This is a genomic window from Ruegeria sp. AL12, assembly GCF_056540885.1.
The window spans coordinates 12,926-36,033 of the sequence record NZ_JBQFXN010000009.1 but is presented as its reverse complement, the minus strand read 5'-3'; the positions used below and the strand labels follow the sequence as shown (position 1 = coordinate 36,033).

Here is a 23,108-nt window from a genome sequence, read left to right as displayed (position 1 = left end):
ATTTAATAACAAGGGCAGAAGACCTATCTGTACGGCATGAAACAGATTGCTTTTGCCCTTGCTTTGACACTGGCCGCACCCGCCGCATGGGCGGCGGAGAAGCTGCCGCTCTCGCAGATTTCCAATTACCTGAACGGGTTGAAGACGGTTCAGACGACATTCACCCAGGTGAATGACGATGGCTCGCTGAGCACCGGCAAGCTGTGGATGCAGCGCCCCGGCAAGATGCGGTTTGAATATGACCCGCCCAACAGTGCCGTGGTGCTGGCGAGATCCGGAAGTGTTCAGATCTTTGATCCGAAATCGAACCAGCCGCCCGAGCAATACCCGCTTAAGCGCACACCACTGTCCATCGTGCTGGCGCGCAACGTGAACCTGAGCCAGGCGAATATGGTTGTAGGTCACAGCTTTGACGGCACGGCCACCGTCGTCACCGCGCAGGATCCCAAGAACCCCGAAGCGGGCCGGATCGAACTGATGTTCACGGACAATCCGGTCGAGCTGCGCAAATGGGTGATACACGACAATGCGGGCAGCCAGACAACGGTATTGCTGGGCGCCCTGAATGAAGGCGGTCGCCTTGATCAGAAGCTGTTCTCGGACAAAAAGAGAAGCGGGTCAGGCAATCGCTGACCCACTTGTACGTATCAATACCGGCAGTTCGCCAACTGTGCCTGATATAGTTGTGCGCGTGCGTCTACGTCATTTGCAACGTTCAACAACCAGGATTTGCTGTTGTAGCTGCCACGGGCGTACCCTGTGTGACCTTCGTGATAGGCCAGGTATTGATTGCGCGTATCTGCCGGGTGGATACCGTTTCGCTCGTAGCTTTTGTTCATGTACCAGCCGATAAAATCCGAGGCGTCGCGGATGCGATCGCGCTTGGCCCGGCGTTTTCCTGTTTCACGCTGGTACTGTTCCCATGTGCCGTCCAGTGCCTGACCATAGCCGTAAGCGCTGCTTTGACGACCCATCGGGATGACGCCCAATACGTATCTATGCGGAGTGCGCGCATCATGCCGATAGCGGCTTTCCTGATAGATGGTCGCCATCTGAACGTGAACCGGTACGCCCCATTTGCGCTCGGTGTTCTTGAAGGCTTTGATATAGTCGGGTTTTTCACGCGCAATACTGCACGCATCGTTTAATCTGCTGGGCGGCTGTTTAGAGCCGCCCCCACAGGATGCCAGAAGCAGCACCCCTAGGAGTACGAAAAGAATTCTGCTCATGTGCCTCGTGCCTTTTTTGTTTATTCTAGCGCAGATTGAGCGCTGAGGAAATCACAATCGCTATAAAATGATAGCCAGAACAGCCGGTAACGCCGCTACGGAAAGCACTGTGGACACCATGACCATGCCGGCGACGGCGTCGGAATCGGCCCCAAACCGTTCGGCCAACAGGTAAGAGGTTACGGCAACCGGCGTACAGATTTGAAGAACCAGAACGCCAAATGCGATCGTATCCAAATCAAACCATCTCCCTATTCCCCATCCCAGCGTAAAGCACACCGCCAGTTTCAGCGCTGACAGCCACAGCGCCCGCCCCAAGCTGTGCGAGGTCAGACGGGCGATTGCCACACCCAACGTGACCAACATCAGCGGAACAGCCATTTGCCCCAAAAGCTCCAGCGTGTTGGTCAGAAATGTCGGCGTCTGCCATCCTTGCCACAAAAACACTGCGCCAAGGATCGTCGCCCAGGCCATAGGTTGGCGCGCAACCTGTCCCCACGCCCCTTTCCCAGCGACCAGATAAATCCCGTAAGTGAAAGAAAACAATGCGGTAACTGACAGAAAGACAACAGCATATCCCAGACCAATCTGACCAAAGGCAAAGATACACAGCGGCAGGCCCAGATTTCCGGTATTGCCGAAGATCAAAGGCGACAGATATGTTCGCGGGTCCAGTCTCAGCCCTCGAACGATCAACCAGAACACAACCACCAGCAGCAGATTTGCGACCAGCGTCGCCATCGTGAAGCGCGACAGATCATTGCCCGAGATTTCGGTTTGCATCAGGGCAACAAAGATCAGACTGGGCATTGCCAGCATCGTTGCAAAGCGCGTGACGAATTGCAGGCGGTATTCGAAACCCAGCTTGACCCATGTAAAACCAACAGCCGCCAACAGAAAAACCGGCGCCACGATTTCGAACACTGTCAGTATAAGGTTCACAGACTGTTTCCCTGATTTTCACATCAATGATTGGCTTTTCCGCCCGGAAACGGGTAAAAAAAGTGTTGGGGGCTGATACAATGCTAAAGACACGTGCAAAATACGGCTTGGGCCAGGTGGTTCGTCACAAGAAACACCCTTTTCGAGGGGTGATTTTTGACGTGGATCCCGAGTTTTCGAATACTGAAGAATGGTATCAGGCAATTCCGGAAGACAGCCGCCCAAGGAAAGAGCAACCGTTCTACCACCTGCTGGCCGAGAACGACCAATCCTTCTATGTTGCTTATGTTTCAGAACAAAATCTGGTTGCTGACTATTCAGGCGAACCGGTCGAGCACCCGGATATTCCCAATATGTTCGGACCGTTCGAAGATGGTGCATACCCTCTGCATTTCCACCTGAACTAGCAGAGCCGAACCGGCGGGCATAGGTCTGCCGCAGATCAATATCCAAGCGCACAGCCGTCCTTGCGTGGGTCGCTGGCGCCTTCAAAAACGCCGTCGTTTCGGATTCGGATCGCTTGCGCTCCGCCAAGTGGTGTTTCCGGCACTTCAATATTGTGGCCGATATCGGACAATTGTTTCGCGATTGCCTCGCTGTACCCACGTTCCAGTTTCAGAACCGATCCGTCGAAGAAAGCGCGCGGCGCATCGATGCTTTCCTGCAACCCAAGCCCGAAATCGGTAAGATTTGACACGAAACGCGCGTGTCCGGTTGGCTGATAGGCACCGCCCATGACACCAAACGGCATAGTGACCCGACCGTTCTGCGCCAACATTCCCGGAATGATCGTGTGCATCGGGCGTTTGCCGCCGCCCAGTTCGTTGGGGTGGCCGGGTTGCAATGTGAATCCAGCCCCGCGGTTTTGCAGCAATATGCCGTATTTTTCCGACGCGATACCGGATCCAAAGCTGTGAAAGATCGAATAGATCAGCGAAACAGCCATTTGGTCGCGGTCGACGACGGTGATGTAAACCGTGTCCTTGTGAACCGCTTCGGTCAGAGGCGCCGCAGCAGGCATCGCCTTTTGGGGATCGATCAAAGCAGCCAGTCTGGCAGCGATATCCGGATCCAGAAAGCGCTCCACTCTTGCCATGTGGTCGGGATCCGCGATGAACCGGTTTCGAGCGTCATAGGCCAGTTTGGTGGCCTCGGCTTCGATATGAATACGCTCTGCTCCGAATGGATCCATCGAGGCCATGTCAAAATGCTTGAGGATATTCAGCAGCAAAATCGCGGTTGCGCCCTGGCCGTTCGGCGGATGTTCCACCAGATCCACACCTTTGTAGGCCCCGTGTATCGGCTGCGTTTCAGTACATCTTGTGTGATGAAAATCCTCAGAGGAATGGACACCACCCCTTTCCGAAAGCGCGGTGATCATATCGTCGGCGATTTCACCTGAATAGAACGCGTCGCGCCCGTGGGCCGCGATCTGGCGCAATACCTCCGCCTGTCCCGGCGCACGGAAAACCTGCCCGATCGACGGGGCTTGCCCGCCGATCAGATAGTGGTCGCGGGCGGCGCCCTGAAGTGTTGCGGCACCCGATTTCCAATCGAAAGCGACCCGAGGAGCCACCGGAACACCCGCTTCAGCATAGTGAATCGCCGGTTTCAAAATCGCGCCCAGCCCCAGGCGACCCTCGGTCTGGGCCAGGTGGCAGAAGGCATCGACGGCTCCGGGAATGGTCACGGCATCCGGCCCATCCAAAGGTACGGATGACAGGCCCTGATCGCGCAACACCTGGGAATGCGCGGCAGCCGGTGCGCGACCCGATCCGTTGAGCGCGCGTATCCTGCTTTCGCCGGCGCGATTGAACAGAACGAAGCAATCGCCGCCCAATCCGGTCATCTGAGGTTCGCAAATCCCCAAAAGAACAGCCCCGGCAATCGTGGCATCCATCGCGTTGCCGCCCTGGCCCAAGATATCGATGGCCACTTTGGCCGCCAGCGGATGCGACGTCGCGCACATGCCTTGCGTGGCAAAAACTTCGGATCGGCCCGGGCTATGCAGATCACGCATGGCGAATTCTCTCTCGTTGGAACAAGAGAAAGCTATTCACTGATCAGCGATTGTCCAGCGATTTCAGGGTGGGAAGTCCTCGGCGCCATTCACTGGGTGGGGGCTGTGATATGTGGCGCCGAGGGAAGCTATCTGAGCTACGAGTCACTGTATGCTGGTTGTTTGCGGCGCGACAATGTTTCGAAAATGACCTTATTGTGACCAATTGTGGTCGATCACTCGTTGGGTTCAAAGTCAAACCGTAGGGACAGACGATTGCATCCCCCGCGCCGCTCGTACCTGATATCACTGGTGAGGCGATGAATCAGGAACCAGCCGAACCCACCTTCGGGGAGGTCTTGCAGATCCGTTCCAATCGGAGCAGGGGTGCCATCCGGAAGTCGGTATCCAGGCAGCGGGCGCCCCGTATCCGAGATCAAGATGTCCAGAAGATCCCTGTCCAGCCGGCAGGTGACCTGAACCTTGGCCGCGGCGATGCCATTGTAAGCGTGTTCCACGACATTGTTGATGGCTTCAGCCAAAGCAATCTTCACATCACCGGCTTTATGCGGGGGCAATCCCCGTTCCGCCAGACCGACGCTGAGCTTTGCAATGCCCTCGCTGGCCTCTGATTCCGTCGCAGGGAAGGTCAATTCCAGACAGGTCTTGTTTTCAATCGGCTCCACGCCATCTATCCCCTGCTGCCGTCAGGCGTCCGTCTCTGACAACGCGTCATCCAGTGTTTCAAAAAGCCTGAAAACCGTATCCATGCGTGTCAGGCGAAAAACTTTTTCGACCACTGGCTGCAATCCGGCCAGATCAAGCCTCCGGTCCTTGCCCAGCTGTTTCATTGAGGCAACGATTGCACCCAGACCGCTGGAGTCAATGAACTCGACATCGGACAGATCCAGAACAACGCGATGAGCGCTGTCCTCGGTATTGGCGCGCATGTCTTCCTTGAACTGAATGGCCATTGCAGCATCGATCCGGTCGGCATGAACGGTGATGATCTGAGTTTCGCCGGTTGTCTTGCTGGTCAGCCCCATGATCCTGCCGCCTTCCAAACTGAAAATTGAGTCGTAGAAATACGCTAGACGGCAATTCTTACCATTCGGTATTCAAGAGCTGGAAAGCAGGAGGAAAACCCGGATGAGAGACGTTGTTATAGCAGGGGCCGCCCGTACACCGATGGGCGGGTTTCAGGGCATGTTTGACGGTGTTGCTGCGGCTGACCTCGGGGGCGAAGCAATCCGCGCGGCTTTGCAGCAGGCAGGGGTGCAGACGGTCGACGAAGTGCTGATGGGCTGCGTTTTGCCGGCGGGGCAGGGCCAGGCACCTGCGCGGCAGGCCGGATTCGCGGCGGGGCTGGGCGAAGAGGTTCCCGCCACGACGCTGAACAAAATGTGTGGTTCGGGGATGAAGGCGGCAATGATGTCCTTTGACCAAATTGCATTGGGTCACGCAGATACGATGGTTGCGGGCGGCATGGAAAGCATGACCAACGCGCCGTACCTTCTTCCCAAAATGCGCGGCGGTGCCCGCATTGGCCACGGCCAGGTGGTTGATCACATGTTCCTCGACGGCCTTGAAGATGCCTATGACAAAGGCCGCCTGATGGGGACTTTCGCCGAAGACTGTGCCGAGGCGTATCAGTTCACCCGTGAAGCACAGGATGAATACGCGCTGCAATCTTTGTCCAACGCGCTGTCTGCGCAGGAAAATGGCGCATTCGATCAGGAAATCACGCCCGTTACCGTCCGGACCCGCAAGGGTGAAATTCTGCTTAAGTCAGATGAGCAGCCGAAATCCGCCCGCCCCGAGAAGATCCCGACGCTGAAACCTGCCTTCCGCAAGGACGGTACGGTAACGGCGGCCAACTCGTCTTCGATTTCGGACGGCGCGGCGGCGCTGGTTCTTGCGTCGGCAGAAACCGCCGAAGCGCAGGGCATGACGGTTCGGGCCCGGATTTTGGGTCATGCGAGTCATGCTCAGGCCCCCGGCCTTTTCACGACGGCTCCGGTTCCGGCGGCGCAGAAGCTCTTGTCGCGCATTGGCTGGAGCAAGGATGACGTCGACCTGTGGGAAGTGAACGAGGCCTTCGCGGTTGTGCCGATGGCATTCATGCACGAAATGGGCTTGCCGCGAGACAAGGTGAATGTGAATGGCGGCGCCTGCGCCCTGGGCCATCCCATCGGTGCCTCTGGTGCCCGCATCATCGTTACGTTGTTGAATGCGCTGGAAAAACGAAATCTCAAACGGGGCGTCGCGGCGATCTGCATTGGCGGGGGGGAAGGCACGGCCATTGCCATCGAACGCGTTTGACCCTTCATCTTTTTCCAAATACTCCGGGGGTTCGGGGGCCGTGCCCCCGACCATCCGAAGGGGTTGCAATCAATGACTGCCGATTATGAAACGCTTGCCAAAACCATCGCGGCCCTGACCGAAGGCGAAACGGACCAGGTTGCTCTTATGGCCACTGTCGCCTGCGAGGTTCACCATTCCGACGATCGTTTCGACTGGACCGGGTTTTACCGTGTCACCGAACCGGGCGTTCTCAAGATCGGCCCCTATCAGGGTGGGCATGGTTGTTTGGTCATCCCGTTCGAACGGGGCGTCTGCGGTGCCGCCGCAAGAACGGGCGAAACGCAACTGGTGCCGGATGTCGATGCGTTTCCGGGTCATATCGCCTGCGCCAGCTCAACTCGGTCCGAACTGGTTCTGCCCGTGCGGGATTCGTCGGGACAAGTCATCGCCGTTTTTGACATTGACAGCGACCAGCCGGGTGCTTTCACACAACAGGATGCGCAAAATCTGGAAGACATCCTGACCGCCGTGTTTGCCGGGCTCTGACCGCTGCGGTCGTTGCGGATGTGCATCAACCCAAGGGATTCCCGGGCGATTGAACGGCCCGGCTGACTTCGTCTTGCAGGCTTCGAAGCGATCTCCTATCAAAATCCATAGCGAAGTTTCGTTTTGGGGTGTTTCTCAGGGATGCAAGAGTCTGACATCAATCCGACGGTCGCGGATGAAGCGCCTCCAAAAGGGATCAGACGCGCCCATATGGCGACATTCCCGGATCGCATCGGCGTATTGCCCCATTCAGTGGCAAGCATCGCGCATCAGGTCGACAGAGTTTTCATCTGCCTGAACGAATATCAGGAAGTTCCCGATTTTCTGGGCGAGTTCGACAACGTCACCGCCGTGATCCCCGACCGGGATTACAAGGATGTCGGCAAGTTCATTTTCCAGCCGGATCCGGCAGATACCGTTTTTCTGGTCGACGATGATATCGAATATGCGGACAACTATGTCCGTCAGACCATACGCCGGGCGCGGGGCGTCGGACTGGAAAAACGTGTCTTCGGCTATCATGCCACGACGTTCACACACCCGACGCCCAGGTCCATCCGGCAGCGCACGTTGTTGCGTATGAACCAACGGCTGACCTACTCGACCAGGGTGCACCAGCTGGGAACCGGAACCGTCATGGTGTCCGGGTCGCTGTTCCCGACACTGGAATACATGGAAGGCAGCGAGAAGTTCGTCGACGTGCGTTTTGCCCGGTACTGTTTCGAAAACGGCATCGAAATGTGGACCCTGCCCAGAAACCGCCGCCGCTTTCCCAGCTTGCTTGCCGGGCTTGAGCCGGAAAAGCGTGAAACGATCGCCGACAGTTTCACCCGTCGTTGGCCTCAACATGTGTTGGATGAAGTGAAGGTTTTTGCCGGCCTTCAATTCTGAAGCCGGGCGGGCTTTGCACGATTCAGGCTTTTCCAGAGCTGTCTCTGTCGCGAAGGTTTTCCCATGTCGCCGCAGCGCCACGGGGGAGCGATATGTGCTGTCTTTTTGAAATGAAGCCCTTGTACGGCAAAAACTGAAATTCGGCTGCTGCACCCCTGCGGATTTTCTGGTGTTTCAGAGGCCTGTGCGCCTGCTGGTCCTCAATTCTGTCGTTCGCAAACGATGATAATCGACACCCAAATGAAACCGAGCGTGAAAAAATGCTTGGAAATTTCACCAGCTTGCTCCATCGTGAAAAACGAAGGAAGAATTTCACAAGATTCGGAGCGGCCTGTGAACAGCCAAGCCCCCCAAAGCGCGACCCTTGGTGCTGACCTGAGGGCCTTGCGCAAGGCCCGAGGGTTGACCCTGACCGAGATTGCAACTCGGCTGGATCGCTCTGTCGGTTGGTTGAGCCAGGTCGAGCGCGATTTGTCCGAGCCTTCAATCTCGGACCTGCGCCAGATTGCAGAATGCCTTGGCGTGCCAATGTCGATGCTGTTTGCGCATTCAGCCGCCCCTGCGGACGAATTGGGCTATGTTGTGCGCGCCGGGTCGCGTCGCCCGATGGGGTCGGGCGAAGAAGGCCTGATCGAAGAGTTGCTGTCGCCGGATCTGACCGATGATTTCGAAATGGTGCATTCCACGTTCGAGCCAAATTCACGGATGCAGACACCGGCCAACCGCCCGACCCAGGAAGTGGGCTATATGATTTCAGGTCGATTGAACCTGACGATCGGGTCGCGTGAATTCCTCGTGGGGCCAGGCGACAGTTTTCGGATCAAACATGAACCTTATCAATGGGCCAACCCCTATGAAGAGCCTGCTGTGGCCATATGGGTCATTGCTCCGCCGGTGTACTGATGTCATTCGAGGCCTGGACCATTTTCGCGCTGTTCTGGGTGGTATTCGTCACCACACCGGGGCCGAACGCGGTCAACTGCATCTCGAACGGGATGAGCCTGCCGTTTCCAAAGGCCATGATGGGTGTATTGGCCATACTGACGCAGGCCAGCATGTTTTTGATTCTGTCCGCGCTGGGCGTCACAGCCCTGATTGCCGCTTCTCCGACCGGGTTTTTCGTGGCCAAGCTGGTCGGCGCGGGCTTTCTGATCTGGTTGGGCGTGCGGGGATGGATGAATGCCGGCAAGCCCGCTCCGGTCTCGGAACGCCCGGCCCGGCACGTTTATCTGCACGCGCTGGCAGTGGCCACGATCAACCCAAAAAGCGTCGCGGGCTATCTGGCCGCGTTTTCGCAATTCGTGCAGCCGGACGTGCCGATCTGGCAGCAGATGGTCGTGATCATGCCAACCGCACTTTTCATCACAACGCTCAGCTATACCGGTTTTACCGTGTTGGGCGCTTTGATGGGCAAGGCGGCGCTGGGCGCAGTGTTCAACATCTGGGTGCGCCGGGTGATGGCGGCCTGTTTCATAATCTACGGCGTGTTGTTGGGAACCAGCACCGCGCCTGCGGCAAGGGGGTAATCTTATGTACAGAGGGTCCTGCCTTTGCGGTTCAGTTGCTTTCACCATCGACGGAGACCTTTCTCCGCCTTCGGTCTGCCATTGCGGGCAGTGCCGAAAGCAATCCGGCCATGTCTGGGCCTCGACCACGACCCATCAGGACAATCTGAGTTTCTCGGCCCGCGACACGCTGAACTGGTTTCGCGCATCAGACATCGCACGGCGCGGGTTTTGCAACAAATGCGGCTCATTTCTCTTCTGGCAACATACCGAAGAGGACACGATTTCGATTGCCATGGGCGCGTTCGATGCGCCCACGGGCCAAAAGCTCTCGAAGCACATCTTTGTGGCTGACAAGGGCGACTATTACGACATCACGGACGATCTGCCCCAACGGGCACAGTAACAGGGACCAAGACACATGAGTGATTTTCCGACAAAAGCCCGCGTGGTCATTATCGGTGGCGGTGTGGTGGGGGCTTCCTCGCTGTATCATCTGGCCAAGAAAGGCTGGACCGACTGCGTTCTGCTGGAAAAGAACGAACTGACCGCAGGTTCGACCTGGCATGCGGCCGGTAACGTTCCGACCTTTTCGACCTCGTGGGCGATCATGAACATGCAGCGCTATTCGACCGAGCTGTATTCGCGTCTGGGCGAAGAGGTCGACTATCCGATGAACTACCATGTTTCGGGGTCGATCCGTCTGGCGCACAGCAAGGAACGGATGCAGGAGTTCCAGCGGGCCATGTCGATGGGCCGCTATCAGGGAATCCCGATGGAGATGTGGACGCCGGAGCAGGCCAAGGAACGCTACCCTTTCCTGGAAACTCATGATCTTGAGGGAGTTCTGTATGACCCGACCGACGGTGACATCGACCCGGCGCAGCTGACGCAGGCGCTGGCCAAGGGCGCGCGTGACATGGGCCAGAAGATCATCCGGTTCTGCCCTGCCACAGGCGTGAGCCAACATGACGACGGCACCTGGACCGTCCACACCGAAAAGGGCGATATCGACTGCGACTATGTCGTCAACGCCGCCGGCTACTACGCGCAGCGTGTGGGTGAATGGTTCAAGCCTTATGGTGGTCGCACCGTGCCAGCGATGGTCATGAGCCACCAGTATCTACTGACTGACGAGATCCCCGAGGTCGAGGCCTGGTCGAAGGAAAACGGCGGCAAGCTGCCGCTGCTGCGCGACGTGGATATTTCCTACTACCTGCGGCAGGAGAAGCATGGCTTCAACCTTGGCCCCTACGAGCCCAACTGCAAGGGCCATTGGATGACCGAGGACGACCCGATGCCCGAGGACTTCAGCTTCCAGCTGTGGAACGACGATCTGGACCGGATCGAGGATATCGTCACCGACGCGATGGAACGGGTGCCGCTGATGGCGACCTCGGGCGTAGGGCGCGTGATCAACGGCCCGATCCCTTATGCGCCCGATGGCCTGCCGCTGATCGGCCCGATGCCCGGCGTCAAGAACGCCTTCGAGGCGCATACCTTCACCTTTGGCATCGCCCAGGGCGGCGGCGCGGGCAAGGTACTGGCCGAATGGATCGTGGATGGCGCCACCGAATGGGATATGTGGGCCGTCGATCCGCGCCGCTACACCGACTACACCGATCAGGATTACTGCAACCAGAAGGGCATGGAGGTCTACGGCAACGAATACGCCATGCACTTCCCGCATCATGAATGGCCCGCCGCGCGCGACAAGAAGCTGTCGCCGGTGCATGCCAAGGTCAAGGAACTGGGCGGTGTCATGGGGGTCTACAACGGCTGGGAGCGCGCCAACTGGTTCGCGCAGCCGGGTGACGACACCTCCGAGGAAAGCACCCACACCTGGGGCCGGTCCGGCCCGTGGGAGCAGCGGATCAAAGAGGAGTGCGAGGCCGTGCGTGACCATTGCGGCGTGCTCGACCTGCCGGGCTTCTCGCGCTTCATCGTCAAGGGCGAAGGCGCGGCCGAGGCGTTGCGCGGGCTGGTCACCGGTGGTCTGCCCAAGGTGGGCCGGATCAACCTGGTCTACATCGCCGACGATCGCGGCCGCATCCTGACCGAGATGTCCTGCATGCGCCTGGGTGAGGATGACTTCGTGATGATCACCGCCGCCACCGCGCAATGGCATGACCGCGACATCCTTGTGAACGCGATGCCCGCGGGCGTCACCGTCGAGGACGTGACCACCACCCGCGACACGCTGATCGTGACCGGGCCGAAATCGCGCGAGATCCTGTCGGGCCTGACCGATGCCGACCTCTCGCTGGGCTGGCTGACCCATCAGGCGGCCACCGTGGCCGGACAGCCCGCCCACCTGATCCGCGTGTCCTTCGCCGGCGAACTGGGCTGGGAGGTGCATGCGCTCAACGAGCACATGCCCGCGATCTATGACGCGATCCTTGCCGCCGGGGCCAAGCCGTTTGGCATGTATGCGCTGAACAGCCTGCGCATCGAAAAGGGATACCGCGCGTGGAAGGGCGATCTGAGCACCGACTACTCGCTGCTGGAAGGTGGGCTGGAGCGCTTCATCAAGTTCGACAAGCCGCAGGACTTCCCGGGCAAGGCCGCGTTGCTGGCCGAAAAGCAGCGTGGAGTGAAGAAGTCTTTCGTTACGCTGGTCGTCGAGGCCGGTGACTGCGATGCGCCTTACATGTCCTGCATCTGGCAGGGCGATCAGATCGTGGGCGAGACCACTTCGGGCGCATGGGGGTACCGCGTCGGCAAATCCATCGCGCTGGGCATGATCAAGGCCGATCTGGCCAACCCGGGCACCGAGCTCGAAGTGGAAATCTACGGCCAGAAGTGCCGCGCCGTGGTACAGGAGGGTCAGCCGCTGTGGGATCCCGCAAACGAGCGGCTGCGCGCCTGACAAAAAGGAGGCCCCCATGCGCCCGCGATATTCCAAGATGGGACCTGGTGAAGGTCCCAACTATGACTGGGAAAACGACCATACCTTCGTGAAAGTTTCCGGTGAGGACACGGGCGGAGCCTACACACTGATGGAAGACAACTTGAAGGCCAGCTTCGCGCTTGGCCTTCATCGCCACGACAGCCATGCCGAGACGTTCTATTTCCTGGAGGGCGCCGTGGATTTCTATGTCGACGGAGACTGGCACCTGTGCACGCCGGGCACCACCATGCATGTTCCGGCGGGTGTGTCGCATGCCTGCCGGGTTGCCGACAAAAAACCGGCACGGATGCTCATGATCTTTCAACCATCCGGGTTTGATGGTTTCCTTGCGGAACTGGCAACCATGACCCCGGCGGATTTCGAGGACGAGGCCAAGATGGCCGACCTGAATGCCCGATATGACATCGTGCCGATGGGACCGGTTCCGCCCCATCCCGCCGACCAGACCTGAGAAGCCAGCGAAATGAATGCTCCAAAGACGATGTCCGGTGTCTATCTGACGGGCCACGGTGGCCCCGAAGTTCTGGAATGGCGAGATGATATCCCGGTTCCTGAACCCGGGGCAGGGCAAGTTCTGGTTCGGGTCGCCGCCGCAGGCGTGAACAACACGGATATCAACACACGGGTCGGTTGGTATTCCTCGGACGTCACCGGCGCGACGGATGCCGTTGATCAGAAGGTCGAAGCGGGCGGTTGGGGCGGTGCATTGCACTTTCCCCGCATTCAGGGCGGAGATCTTTGCGGCATCGTGGAACAGGTTGGGCCGGGTGTTGCCTTCAAACCGGGTCAGCGCGTGACCTGTCCGATAAACCTGCCGCGCCCGCGCCCGGGAAACCCGCAGGGCTTCATTGCGCTGGGTTCCGAAATCGACGGGGCTTTTGCGCAGTATTGTCTGGTTGAAGCCGATGATCTCTATGACGTCAGCGCCTCGCCCCTTTCGGATGTGGAAATCGCCGCCATTCCTTGCGCCTTCGGGACGGCGGAGAACCTGCTGACCCGCGCAGGCGTGACGGCCGGGCACAAGGTGCTGATCACCGGCGCCTCGGGTGGCGTCGGGTTGGCGGCGGTGCAACTGGCCGCCCTGCGCGGGGCGTCGGTTTGGGCTGTAACAGCGGGCACGAAAGCCGAGATCGTGAAATCCCAGGGGGCCGAGAATACGTTTGACCGGAACGACCCGCTTCCGCAGGATATGTTCGATGTGGTGATCGACGTTGTGGGTGGCCCGGCCTGGCCATCGCTGATCCTTTCCCTGAAATCCGGCGGGCACTATGCCGTTTCGGGGGCAATAGCAGGCCCGATTGTCGAAGCTGATCTGCGGGACATATATCTGCGCGACATCACCATACATGGGTGCACGCACCAGGCGCCCGAAGTCTTTGACCGTCTTGTTGAACTGGTGAATACCGGACGGATCAAGCCACTGGTTTCCCGGACCTATCCGTTGAAGGATATTGGTATTGCACAGGCTGACTTTCAATCGAAGACCCTTCCGGGAAAACTGGTATTGGTGCCCTGAGGAGTAATGACATGGCAGATATCACTCTTTTGGACGGCTCTATCGGGCAGGAACTGGTAAAACGCAGTGGCGATCAGGCGACACCGCTGTGGTCGACGCGCGTGATGATTGATCACCCCGATTTGGTCGCGGAAGTGCACCGCGATTATTTCAGCCGGGGTGCGACGGTCGCGACAACCAATACTTATGCCGTCCATCGCTCTCGTCTGGTGCGGGTGGGGATGGAGGATCATATGCCTACCCTGATCGACACCGCCCTGACACAGGCCGAACTTGCCCGCGCGGCAACCGGGGGGCGGATTGCGGGTGCACTGGGGCCATTGCTCGCTTCATATCGCCCCGACCTTAACCCGGACCCTGCGGATGCGGCCGAAAAGTTCGCCGAACTTGTGGCCATGATGGCCGCGCGGGTCGATCTGTTTTTGATCGAGACCGTGTCCTCGGTGCAAGAGGCCGAGGGCGCATTGCGTGGCACGGTCGGATGCGAAAAACCGGTTTGGCTGTCTCTGTCAGTCAATGATGACGATGGCAGCCTTCTCAGGTCCGGCGAACCGTTGGCGGACATTGCTCTGCTGGTGGAGGAGTTTTCGCCCGATGCCGTGTTGATCAATTGTTCGTGCCCCGAGGCGATGCCGGCGGCGCTGGAAGTTCTGTCCGGCATGGGTCGGCCCTATGGGGCCTACGCCAATGGCTTTACGCATATTTCGGATGATTTCCTTCAGGATGCGCCGACCGTGGATGCCCTGCAAGAACGTCATGACCTTGGCCCCAGGGCTTATGCGGACCAGGTGATGCGGTGGATAGATCAGGGGGCAACGATTGTTGGCGGATGCTGCGAAATCGGGCCGGATCATATCGAAGAACTGGCGAATCGGTTGCGGGCCGCCGGTCATAACATCGTTTGAAAAAATGGCGGCAAAATCTACTTCGAACGCTCCAAAACAAGCCATCCGGCATTTCGACATCCTTGTCGCGCCGGGTTTCGTGCTGTTGGAGCTGGCGTCGTTGGTTGAGGTCTTGAGGCTGGCCAACCGCGTATGCCCAAGCCCTCCGTTCACCTTCACCTATCGCTCGCTCAAAGGTGGCCCGATTGCCAGCAGCAGTGACGCCGTGGTTCAAACAGAAGCAGTGCCGTCACAGCCAAGGGCAGATTACCTGTTCGTAATCGGCAATTCAGACCCGGACCATCCGGATTTGTCGTTGGGGCGGGTGGTGTCGGACTATACCTTCCGGGACGCCAAGGTGTTCCTGCTGGCCGAAGCCGCCAGCCGCTATATCGACGAGCAGGGAACGGCCGACCTGGCAACCCATTGGGAAAACGCATCGTTTCTGCGGGAACGCGGCGCCCGGTTCGAAGCCAAACTGTCGATTGCAACCGAACAGGGCGCGGTTGTGACATGTGCCGGGATGGAGGCCACGACGGATATCGCCTTGGCGGTGATCGGGCGCCATATCTCGGGGCCTGCGAAGATGACCGTGGCCGACATCATGCTGCATGAGAACATCCGCGATTTCGCTTCGATGCAGCCATTTTCGGGCGCCAAGTTGACGGCGACAGGCGACTCGAAGCTGGATCAGTGCATAAAGCTCATGCAGGCCAATATCGAAGACCCTCTGCCGATCAATCAGATCGTCGAATCGCTGCACCTGTCGAACCGGTCCCTCGAGCGCAAGTTCAAAACCTTTTTTGGAACCACTCCCAACGGATTCTACCGGGAAATGCGACTGGCCAAGGCAAATAACCTGTTGCTGAACACCACGATGAGCGTTCGCGAAATTGGTTTGGCCTGTGGTTTTCCGAACGGGTTTTCGTCCGTTTACAAAAGCTTCTTCGGGGTCACGCCCTTTGTCGTACGCCGACAAAAGCGAGCGGCATCACATCGGTGAAAACTGCGAATTCTGTGACGCTTTTGGTGCATTTGTTGTCGATCTTCCGTGGCAACCTACGCCAAACCTGACACAGCGGAGATTTCAGGATGGTTGATCTTCCCAGCAAGGCCCGAGCGGTCATCATCGGCGGTGGCGTCATCGGATGCTCGGTCGCTTATCATTTGACCAAGAAGGGTTGGAAAGACGTCGTGTTGCTTGAACGCAAGCAGCTCACCTCGGGCACCACATGGCATGCGGCGGGTCTGATCGCGCAGCTGCGCGCCACCGCGAACATGACCAAGCTGGCGAAGTACAGCCAGGAGCTGTATGGCGCGCTGGAAGAGGAAACCGGTGTCGCCACGGGCTTCAAGCGCTGCGGGTCGATCACCGTGGCGCTGACCGAGGAACGCAAAGAGGAAATCTATCGTCAGGCTGCGATGGCGCGGGCGTTTGGCGTCGAGGTCGAAGAAATCTCGAATGAGCGCGTGCAGGAGCTTTATCCGCATATCAACCTTGAAGGTGTCAAGGGCGCGGTCTATCTGCCGCTGGACGGGCAGGGTGATCCGGCCAACATCGCGCTGGCTCTGGCCAAGGGCGCCCGCCAGCGCGGCGCCATCGTCAAGGAACGGGTGAAGGTCACCGATATCGTCAAGGAAGGGCGCCGCGTGACCGGCGTGGACTGGGTGGCCGATGACGGCAGCGCCTCGGGCCATATCGAATGCGACATGGTGGTGAACTGCGCCGGCATGTGGGGGCACGAAGTTGGCCGCATGGCGGGCGTCAACGTGCCGCTGCACGCCTGCGAACACTTCTATATCGTGACCGAGAACATCGACGGCCTGACCCAGCTGCCGGTGCTGCGGGTGCCGGACGAATGCGCCTATTACAAGGAGGATGCGGGCAAGATCCTGCTGGGTGCCTTCGAGCCCAACGCCAAGCCCTGGGCGATGGAGGGCATCCCAGACAGTTTCGAGTTCGATCAACTGCCCGAGGATTTCGACCATTTCGAACCGATCCTCGAGGCCGCCTGCAACCGCATGCCAATGCTGGCCGAGGCAGGCATTCACACCTTCTTCAACGGGCCTGAAAGCTTCACGCCCGACGACGCCTATCACCTTGGCCTTGCGCCCGAGATGGACAATGTCTGGGTCGCCGCCGGCTTCAACTCGATCGGGATCCAGTCGGCGGGCGGCGCGGGCATGGCGCTGGCCGAGTGGATGGATTCGGGTGAAAAACCCTTTGACCTGGGCGATGTGGACATCAGCCGGATGCAACCCTTCCAGGGCAACAAACAGTATCTTTTCGAACGGTCCAAGGAAACGCTGGGCCTGCTCTATGCCGACCACTACCCCTATCGCCAAAAGGCCACCGCGCGCGGCGTGCGCCGGACGCCATTCCACCACCACCTGAATGAACACGGTGCCGTGTTCGGTGAACTGGCCGGGTGGGAGCGCGCCAATTGGTTCGCCAACGAAGGGCAGGAACGCGAATACAACTACAGTTGGAAGCGTCAGAACTGGTTCGAGAACTCGACCGCTGAACACCACGCTGTGCGCGAAAACGTGGGCATGTACGACATGTCCTCCTTCGGCAAGATCCGGGTCGAGGGCCCCGATGCCGAGAAGTTCATGAACTATGTCGGTGGCGGCGACTATGCCGTGCCCAATGGCAAGATCGTCTACACGCAGTTTCTGAACCGTTCCGGCGGGATCGAGGCAGATGTCACCGTCACCCGCCTTTCCGAGACCGCCTATCTGGTGGTCACCCCGGCGGCGACGCGCCTGGCGGACCAGACCTGGATGATGCGTCATTCGGGCGATTTCAACGTGGTCATCACCGATGTCACGGCGGGTGAAGGCGTTCTGGCGGTGATGGGTCCGAATGCGCGGGCCTTGCTGGAAAAGGTTTCGCCAAACGATTTCACCAACGCGGCAAACCCCTTCGGCACCGCGCAGGAAATCGAGATCGGCATGGGCCTCGCCCGCGCCCACCGTGTCACCTATGTGGGCGAGCTTGGATGGGAGATCTATGTCTCTTCCGACATGGCGGGCCACGTCTTTGAAACGCTGCACGATGCGGGGCAGGACATGGGGCTGAAACTCTGTGGCATGCACATGATGGACAGCTGCCGGATCGAAAAAGGTTTCCGCCATTTCGGCCATGACATCACCTGCGAGGATCACGTGGTGGATGCGGGGCTGGGCTTTGCCGTCAAGGTGGACAAGGGCTGCGACTTCATCGGCCGCGAGGCGGTGATCGCGCGCAAGGAAAGCGGGCCGAAATCGCGCCTGGTTCAATTCCGCCTGACCGATCCCGAGCCGCTGCTGTTCCACAATGAACCGATCATCCGCGATGGCGAGTATGTGGGCTATCTCAGCTCGGGCAACTATGGCCACACGCTGGGAGGCGCCATCGGTTTGGGTTACGTGCCCTGCGAAGGGGAGAAGGCCGCAGACGTTCTGGCCTCGACCTACGAAATCGACGTGTGTGGCACGAAAGTTCGGGCCGAGGCGTCGCTCAAGCCGATGTATGACCCGAAATCCGAACGGGTGAAGGTGTGACCACGGGGTTTGGTGGGGGCGCTGCCCCCGCCGCCTTCGGCGACTCCCCCGGGATATTTGTGGCCAGATGAAGAGCGGGTCCCTTGTTCATCTGGCCACAAATATCCCGGAGCGCGAGGCAGAGCCTCGCATTTCAGACCTGACCTAAAAAGCGTGATTTGACAACTCATCAAACATTGTTATGTGACACTTCACTGTTTTCAGAGTTTTCAACCCGTTCATTTCTGCCTTAAACCGAACCGGTATCAACCGGAGACCCGATGTGGCAGACACGCTTCTACCTTCACAGAACACGGACACACCAAAGGGGCTTGCGCTGGCAGTCACGGCCTATGTCCTGTGGGGGTTCTTGCCTCTGTACATGAAAGCGCTGGATCATATGGGCGCGGTTGAGGTTGTAGCGCACCGTGTTATCTGGTCAGTGCCTGTGGCCGGGTTGTTGCTGGTTGTCCTGGGCCGAACCCGGGATCTGAAGGCCGCGCTTGGCAATCCGAAGATGTTGGGTATGGCCGCTTTGACAGCAGCGCTTATTTCCGTGAACTGGGCGATTTACGTATGGGCCATTTCCACGGGCAACGCACTGGATGCGGCGTTGGGTTATTACATCAACCCCCTATTCAGTATCGCGCTGGGGGCAATCCTTTTGAGAGAACCCCTGACACGGACACAATTGTTCGCGGTCGGATTGGCCGCGCTGGGTGTGGTGGTACTTGTGGTGGAAGCCGGTCGTTTGCCTTGGGCGGCTCTTGGGTTGATGATCAGCTGGGGCTTCTACGCGTTCTTCAAGCGCTCGCTGCCGATTGGGCCGAACCAGGGTTTCCTGCTTGAGGTCCTGATCCTTTTGATTCCGGCGCTGGTCTATGTCACCTTTCTGGGGGTGCGGGGCACTGGTCATTTCGGTGTCGCGATGTCGGACACCTTGTTGTTGTCCTGTGCAGGGGTCGTGACGGCGGTGCCGTTGTTGGTCTATGCAAACGGCGCCAAACTGGTGCGCCTGTCCACGATGGGCATCCTGCAATACATCGCACCGACCATGATCTTCATTACAGCGATAACCCTGTTCGGCGAGAAGATAGACACGGGCCGGATGATCGCATTCCCACTGATCTGGGCGGCTCTGGTCGTTTACTCGATCCCTATGATCCGGCAGGCGCGCGGTCAGGCCTGAAGCAACAGGCGCGCGGCTGCATCCGCCCAAAGCGCATACGCCCGGGGGCTGGGATGATAGCCATCCGGTGCAGCCAACGCCGGGTCGTCCGGCAGGTCGAGTGGCAGGTGTTGAACATGCGAAAATGCAGCCGCAACCTCTTGCAACCCTTGATCCAGGCGCGCGGCCTGGCATCCAAGCACCCAGGCCAGCGGCTGAGGCAGGGCCGGAAACCTGTTCATCTGCGGGACTGCGGTTACGACGATGCGACGAGCCCCCAGGTTTTCTGAAAGCAAGCGGATAAGGCGAGTCTGGCGGCGCGCAAATTGCTGGCGTGTCACAGCCCGGGTGACATCATTGACGCCGAGTGCCGTAACGACAGCATCGAATTCGCCTTCCATTTGCGAAAGACGCTCAATCGTGTCCTGGGTGGTGTGCCCGGTTGTCGCTTCCAGCCGCCATTCGACCGCATAGTGCCCGGCCAGACGGTTGACCAGATGGCCGGATAACGCCTGATCCTGCGTGCCTGCGCCCACTCCGGCTGCCGAACTGTCACCGGTGATCAGAAGCCGCAGACGCGGCCCGCGCCCTGTGCGGCCTTCGCGCGGGCCAGTCGGTTCCGGCAGCAACTGCGCGTTCCTGCGTACCGATAGGCCCTGCGCGGCAAGCACCGGAAGCAACGGAACCCGCAAAATCTGATCGGCAGCCAGTGAACGAGGCATTGTCAGCTCAGCGCGTTTTTGAATTCCAGAAAACGAGCGTCTGTCATGACCCGCGCCATCATGGCATCGCGCAAGGCACCTACCGTTTTGTAGGGGCGCATGACGACCTCGAAAACCTGGATCAACCCATCGTCGTTCAACGTAACAAGATCCACGCCGATACCATCCAGATCACCGACTTTGCATTGAAACTCCAATGCCCAGTCTTTCCCGTCGCCCATGACGCGCCGATAACGAAAATCTGAAAATACCTGCCCGACATGCCCCAGAACGGCAGCGACCGGTGCGCGCCCTGTCCAGGTGCTGTAGTATGTGGGCGGCAGGAACTGCACATCTTCGGCCAGGAGCTGATGGATCAAGGCCTCATCGCCCTTTGCGACAACCTCTTGCATGCGTTCAATTGTCGGGTGCATGGCATCTCCTCCGCTTTTGAAGAGAAGGTCACCGAACATGGGCGGGCATGCAAGGACGACGTTGCGGGAGGTCACGAGCTGCGATAGGCACCCTGCATGAGCGACACCTATGAACCCCCTCAAACCCCACTGGATGTGTTGCATGAAGATGCACAGCTGATCGTGGTGAACAAACCATCGGGCCTGCTTTCGGTTCCGGGGCGGGGCGCGAATCTGTCAGATTGTCTGTTGACCCGGGTGCAGGATGCATTTCCACAAGCACTGCTGGTGCACCGGCTGGACCGGGACACGTCCGGTGTCATGGTCTTTGCCCAAACGCCGCACGCGCAGCGCAACCTGAGCATGCAATTCGAGCAGCGTCAGACCCGCAAAACCTATGTCGCCCGTGTCTGGGGGCAGCTGGAACCCAAGACCGGCACCGTGGACTTGCCTCTGATCGTGGACTGGCCCAACCGGCCCAGACAGATGGTTTGCCATGTGACGGGCAAACCTGCCGTGACGGACTGGCGTGTCGTCAAGACCGAAGGCAATACAACGCGTGTGCGTCTGTTTCCCAAAACGGGCCGGTCTCATCAACTTCGCGTTCATATGCAGGCGCTGGGCCACCCGATCCTGGGCGATCCATTCTATGCGACAGGCGACGCGCTGGACTTCCCCAGATTGATGCTGCATTCAGAAGAGCTGCGCCTGAAACACCCGGAAGGTGGGGTTTCGATGAAGTTTCGGGCCCGGCCCGAGTTCTGATCTCAGGCCGTGCTGGTCCAGAGCATCTTCAGATTCCCCAGCGAAAAACGTTTGGATCGTTTCTTTGATACGGGCTGCTTGCACTGCCGGGCCATGGTGATTTCGCGCTCGATCTCGAAGGCGCGCAGGGTATGGTCCTGAGACCATTGCCCCAGCCTGAGTGTCATCATGACATGGGTGTCGAGGTATGGCATATTTCGTGCTCCTTCTTTCGATGCCGTTCCAATCTGGCCCATCACTCCTGACACCCTCTTGTCAGTGGGGTGTGCTAGGGTGTCAGCATGTTGACAGGAGGATGCAATGCGCCGTTCGACCCGATTGTTTGAAATCATCCAGATCCTGCGGGCTGCGGGCGCTCCGGTCACGGCAGAGGCTCTGGCCGCAAGGTTGGAGGTGTCCGTGCGCACGGTTTATCGGGATATTGCCGAGTTGCAGGCGCAACGGACGCCCATCGAAGGTGAGGCCGGCATCGGGTACGTGATGCGGCGCGGCTATGATCTGCCGCCGCTCAATTTCGATGCAGAAGAAGTTGAGGCCTTGTGGGTTGGCCTGTCTCTTCTTGCGCGTACCGGCGACAGTCACCTGCAAAGGGCCGCCAGCCGGATATGCCAGAAGATCGACGCATTGCATTGCCCAGCGGATTGGTTGCAGGTTGCCCCATGGGGTGCCCCGGCGGATGATCCAAACAAGGGTTGCGTTTCGATCGCGCATTACCGCGAAGCCATCAGGGCAGAGCGGAAAATCCGTATCACCTATGAAGATGGCGAAGGCGAACGCACGGTTCGGGTCGTGCGCCCTTTGGCGCTGATCTATCACATCGAATGCACGATGCTGGCAGGCTGGTGCGAATTGCGTAACGGGTTTCGCCATTTCCGCACCGACCGTATCTGGTCCAGTGAATGCACCGAAGATAGCTTTTCAGGACAAAGCAGGTCGTTGCGCGAGCTCTGGCAGGAACAGCAGAATGCAGAAACGTTCGTTGAAGCGGTTTGAATACGTGTTTGGCGGGTATTCGCCGACTTCACCGCATTGTTGCTTGAGCCGCCAAGCCTGCACAGTGATATACTGAGGAAAACGAAGCACGCCCGAATAACGGGTGCTGGAGCAGAAGGTGATATCATGACGATTTCCAAGTTTTTCGTGGCCACAGGTTTGTGTTCAGCCCTTGTGTTGGCGGCCTGTACCGACCCGGGCACGCTGACAGTACAAGACGACCCGAACCAGAACGCCAAACAGGGCGCCGTTCTGGGTGGGCTGGTCGGCGCTGGAATCGGGGCGATTGCCAATAATTCGAACCCCGGTTTGGGCGCGCTGGCCGGTGCTGCAATCGGTGCTGCTGGGGGCGGCGTGATCGGCAATCAACTGGACAAGCAGGCTGCGGAGCTGCGTCAACAACTGGCAAATGACGGAATTACAATCGTCAACGCAGGCGATCGCCTGATTGTGACGGTCCCGAATGACATCACCTTTGACACCGACAGTTCGACCGTGCGCCCGGCGTTACGGTCTGACCTGGTGAAAGTGGGCCAGAACCTGGTCAACTACCCGAATTCGAACGTGCAGATCATCGGGCACACTGACAGCGACGGCGACGCAACCTACAATCAGGGCCTGTCAGAGCGTCGCGCGAATGCCGTGGCCGATATCCTTCAGGCCAATGGTGTCAGCTACAACCGCATTCGCACGATCGGGCAGGGCGAAAACAACCCTGTCGCGTCCAACCTGACGCCCGAAGGAAAATCGCAAAACCGGCGTGTCGAGATTGTCGTGGTGCCCAGCGGGAACGCGTAACCACTGCGCGGCGTGAAC

At 58.9% G+C, this 23,108-nt stretch carries 26 protein-coding genes; 18 read left to right on the top strand and 8 right to left on the bottom strand.

What is annotated here, in order from left to right; all coding sequences use genetic code 11:
- The first annotated feature begins 36 nt into the window (after positions 1–36).
- A complete protein-coding gene (locus tag ACR0C6_RS17840) occupies positions 37–633 on the top strand; it encodes a LolA family protein (RefSeq protein WP_170345603.1) in 597 nt (198 codons plus the stop codon).
- Between the two features lie 14 nt (positions 634–647).
- Here the strand turns inward: ACR0C6_RS17840 and ACR0C6_RS17835 are convergent, their stop codons facing one another.
- Together ACR0C6_RS17835 and ACR0C6_RS17830 are read right to left on the bottom strand one after the other, a co-directional pair.
- The gene (locus tag ACR0C6_RS17835) at positions 648–1,229 is read right to left on the bottom strand and encodes a transglycosylase SLT domain-containing protein (protein WP_152459251.1); all 582 of its coding nucleotides are present in this window, start codon (positions 1,227–1,229) and stop codon (positions 648–650) included.
- A 60-nt stretch (positions 1,230–1,289) separates the two neighbouring features.
- Positions 1,290–2,171, bottom strand: coding sequence for an AEC family transporter (locus ACR0C6_RS17830; RefSeq protein ID WP_480620498.1), 882 nt, complete (start codon positions 2,169–2,171; stop codon positions 1,290–1,292).
- Between the two features lie 80 nt (positions 2,172–2,251).
- On the opposite strand from ACR0C6_RS17830, the gene hspQ reads away from it, so the two are divergent.
- Positions 2,252–2,578: a heat shock protein HspQ gene (hspQ, locus tag ACR0C6_RS17825; RefSeq protein ID WP_050604943.1), complete on the top strand. Its 327-nt coding sequence runs from the start codon at positions 2,252–2,254 to the stop codon at positions 2,576–2,578.
- 35 nt (positions 2,579–2,613) lie between these two features.
- On the opposite strand, the gene ACR0C6_RS17820 is transcribed toward hspQ, so the two are convergent.
- The 3 genes from ACR0C6_RS17820 to ACR0C6_RS17810 all read right to left on the bottom strand — a co-directional run bounded on the left by ACR0C6_RS17820 (position 2,614) and on the right by ACR0C6_RS17810 (position 5,216).
- Positions 2,614–4,191 carry a gamma-glutamyltransferase family protein gene (locus ACR0C6_RS17820; protein WP_480620496.1) on the bottom strand — a complete coding sequence of 526 codons (1,578 nt, stop codon included), beginning with the start codon at positions 4,189–4,191 and terminating at the stop codon, positions 2,614–2,616.
- 215 nt (positions 4,192–4,406) lie between these two features.
- Positions 4,407–4,856: an ATP-binding protein gene (locus ACR0C6_RS17815; RefSeq protein ID WP_480447391.1), complete on the bottom strand. Its 450-nt coding sequence runs from the start codon at positions 4,854–4,856 to the stop codon at positions 4,407–4,409.
- A 21-nt stretch (positions 4,857–4,877) separates the two neighbouring features.
- A complete protein-coding gene (locus tag ACR0C6_RS17810; protein WP_117872067.1) occupies positions 4,878–5,216 on the bottom strand; it encodes an STAS domain-containing protein in 339 nt (112 codons plus the stop codon).
- A 103-nt stretch (positions 5,217–5,319) separates the two neighbouring features.
- On the opposite strand from ACR0C6_RS17810, the gene ACR0C6_RS17805 reads away from it, so the two are divergent.
- The 13 genes from ACR0C6_RS17805 to rarD all read left to right on the top strand — a co-directional run bounded on the left by ACR0C6_RS17805 (position 5,320) and on the right by rarD (position 19,441).
- Positions 5,320–6,492, top strand: coding sequence for a thiolase family protein (locus ACR0C6_RS17805; RefSeq protein ID WP_224858731.1), 1,173 nt, complete (start codon positions 5,320–5,322; stop codon positions 6,490–6,492).
- A gap of 72 nt (positions 6,493–6,564) precedes the next feature.
- The gene (locus ACR0C6_RS17800; RefSeq protein ID WP_480620494.1) at positions 6,565–7,020 is read left to right on the top strand and encodes a GAF domain-containing protein; all 456 of its coding nucleotides are present in this window, start codon (positions 6,565–6,567) and stop codon (positions 7,018–7,020) included.
- Between the two features lie 141 nt (positions 7,021–7,161).
- A complete protein-coding gene (locus ACR0C6_RS17795) occupies positions 7,162–7,911 on the top strand; it encodes a hypothetical protein (protein WP_480620492.1) in 750 nt (249 codons plus the stop codon).
- A 333-nt stretch (positions 7,912–8,244) separates the two neighbouring features.
- A complete protein-coding gene (locus ACR0C6_RS17790) occupies positions 8,245–8,814 on the top strand; it encodes a helix-turn-helix domain-containing protein (RefSeq protein WP_480620490.1) in 570 nt (189 codons plus the stop codon).
- Positions 8,814–9,437 carry a LysE family translocator gene (locus ACR0C6_RS17785; RefSeq protein WP_152459242.1) on the top strand — a complete coding sequence of 208 codons (624 nt, stop codon included), beginning with the start codon at positions 8,814–8,816 and terminating at the stop codon, positions 9,435–9,437. The genes ACR0C6_RS17790 and ACR0C6_RS17785 overlap by 1 nt, the downstream gene beginning before the upstream one ends.
- Before the next feature lie 4 nt (positions 9,438–9,441).
- Positions 9,442–9,822 carry a GFA family protein gene (locus tag ACR0C6_RS17780; RefSeq protein ID WP_152459241.1) on the top strand — a complete coding sequence of 127 codons (381 nt, stop codon included), beginning with the start codon at positions 9,442–9,444 and terminating at the stop codon, positions 9,820–9,822.
- A 15-nt stretch (positions 9,823–9,837) separates the two neighbouring features.
- Complete coding sequence (locus ACR0C6_RS17775) at positions 9,838–12,285, top strand: GcvT family protein (RefSeq protein ID WP_480620488.1); 2,448 nt, start codon at positions 9,838–9,840, stop codon at positions 12,283–12,285.
- A gap of 16 nt (positions 12,286–12,301) precedes the next feature.
- Complete coding sequence (locus ACR0C6_RS17770) at positions 12,302–12,778, top strand: cupin domain-containing protein (RefSeq protein ID WP_480447397.1); 477 nt, start codon at positions 12,302–12,304, stop codon at positions 12,776–12,778.
- Between the two features lie 12 nt (positions 12,779–12,790).
- Positions 12,791–13,843: an alcohol dehydrogenase family protein gene (locus ACR0C6_RS17765; protein ID WP_152459238.1), complete on the top strand. Its 1,053-nt coding sequence runs from the start codon at positions 12,791–12,793 to the stop codon at positions 13,841–13,843.
- An 11-nt stretch (positions 13,844–13,854) separates the two neighbouring features.
- Positions 13,855–14,748, top strand: a complete 894-nt coding sequence (locus ACR0C6_RS17760) for a homocysteine S-methyltransferase family protein (protein ID WP_480620486.1) — start codon at positions 13,855–13,857, stop codon at positions 14,746–14,748.
- Between the two features lie 4 nt (positions 14,749–14,752).
- Entirely contained in the window at positions 14,753–15,730 is a 978-nt protein-coding gene (locus ACR0C6_RS17755; protein ID WP_480620484.1) for a GlxA family transcriptional regulator, read from the top strand.
- Between the two features lie 89 nt (positions 15,731–15,819).
- The gene (locus tag ACR0C6_RS17750) at positions 15,820–18,273 is read left to right on the top strand and encodes a GcvT family protein (RefSeq protein ID WP_480620482.1); all 2,454 of its coding nucleotides are present in this window, start codon (positions 15,820–15,822) and stop codon (positions 18,271–18,273) included.
- Between the two features lie 262 nt (positions 18,274–18,535).
- A complete protein-coding gene (gene rarD, locus ACR0C6_RS17745) occupies positions 18,536–19,441 on the top strand; it encodes an EamA family transporter RarD (RefSeq protein WP_171119891.1) in 906 nt (301 codons plus the stop codon).
- Here the strand turns inward: rarD and ACR0C6_RS17740 are convergent.
- Both ACR0C6_RS17740 and ACR0C6_RS17735 read right to left on the bottom strand, forming a co-directional pair.
- Complete coding sequence (locus ACR0C6_RS17740; protein WP_480620481.1) at positions 19,432–20,142, bottom strand: SGNH/GDSL hydrolase family protein; 711 nt, start codon at positions 20,140–20,142, stop codon at positions 19,432–19,434. The genes rarD and ACR0C6_RS17740 overlap by 10 nt on opposite strands.
- A gap of 2 nt (positions 20,143–20,144) precedes the next feature.
- Positions 20,145–20,555: a nuclear transport factor 2 family protein gene (locus ACR0C6_RS17735; protein ID WP_152459232.1), complete on the bottom strand. Its 411-nt coding sequence runs from the start codon at positions 20,553–20,555 to the stop codon at positions 20,145–20,147.
- Between the two features lie 96 nt (positions 20,556–20,651).
- Between ACR0C6_RS17735 and ACR0C6_RS17730 the strand changes: the two genes are divergently transcribed.
- On the top strand, positions 20,652–21,299 hold the full coding sequence (locus ACR0C6_RS17730; protein ID WP_480620479.1) for an RluA family pseudouridine synthase: 648 nt from the start codon (positions 20,652–20,654) through the stop codon (positions 21,297–21,299).
- A 2-nt stretch (positions 21,300–21,301) separates the two neighbouring features.
- Here the strand turns inward: ACR0C6_RS17730 and ACR0C6_RS17725 are convergent, their stop codons facing one another.
- Entirely contained in the window at positions 21,302–21,493 is a 192-nt protein-coding gene (locus ACR0C6_RS17725; protein ID WP_152459230.1) for a hypothetical protein, read from the bottom strand.
- Between the two features lie 106 nt (positions 21,494–21,599).
- On the opposite strand from ACR0C6_RS17725, the gene ACR0C6_RS17720 reads away from it, so the two are divergent.
- Positions 21,600–22,292 (top strand): helix-turn-helix transcriptional regulator, encoded by a 693-nt coding sequence (locus ACR0C6_RS17720; protein WP_171642196.1) that lies wholly within the window; start codon positions 21,600–21,602, stop codon positions 22,290–22,292.
- 126 nt (positions 22,293–22,418) lie between these two features.
- A complete protein-coding gene (locus ACR0C6_RS17715; RefSeq protein ID WP_152459228.1) occupies positions 22,419–23,090 on the top strand; it encodes a YiaD family glycine zipper/OmpA-like lipoprotein in 672 nt (223 codons plus the stop codon).
- Positions 23,091–23,108 lie beyond the last annotated feature (18 nt).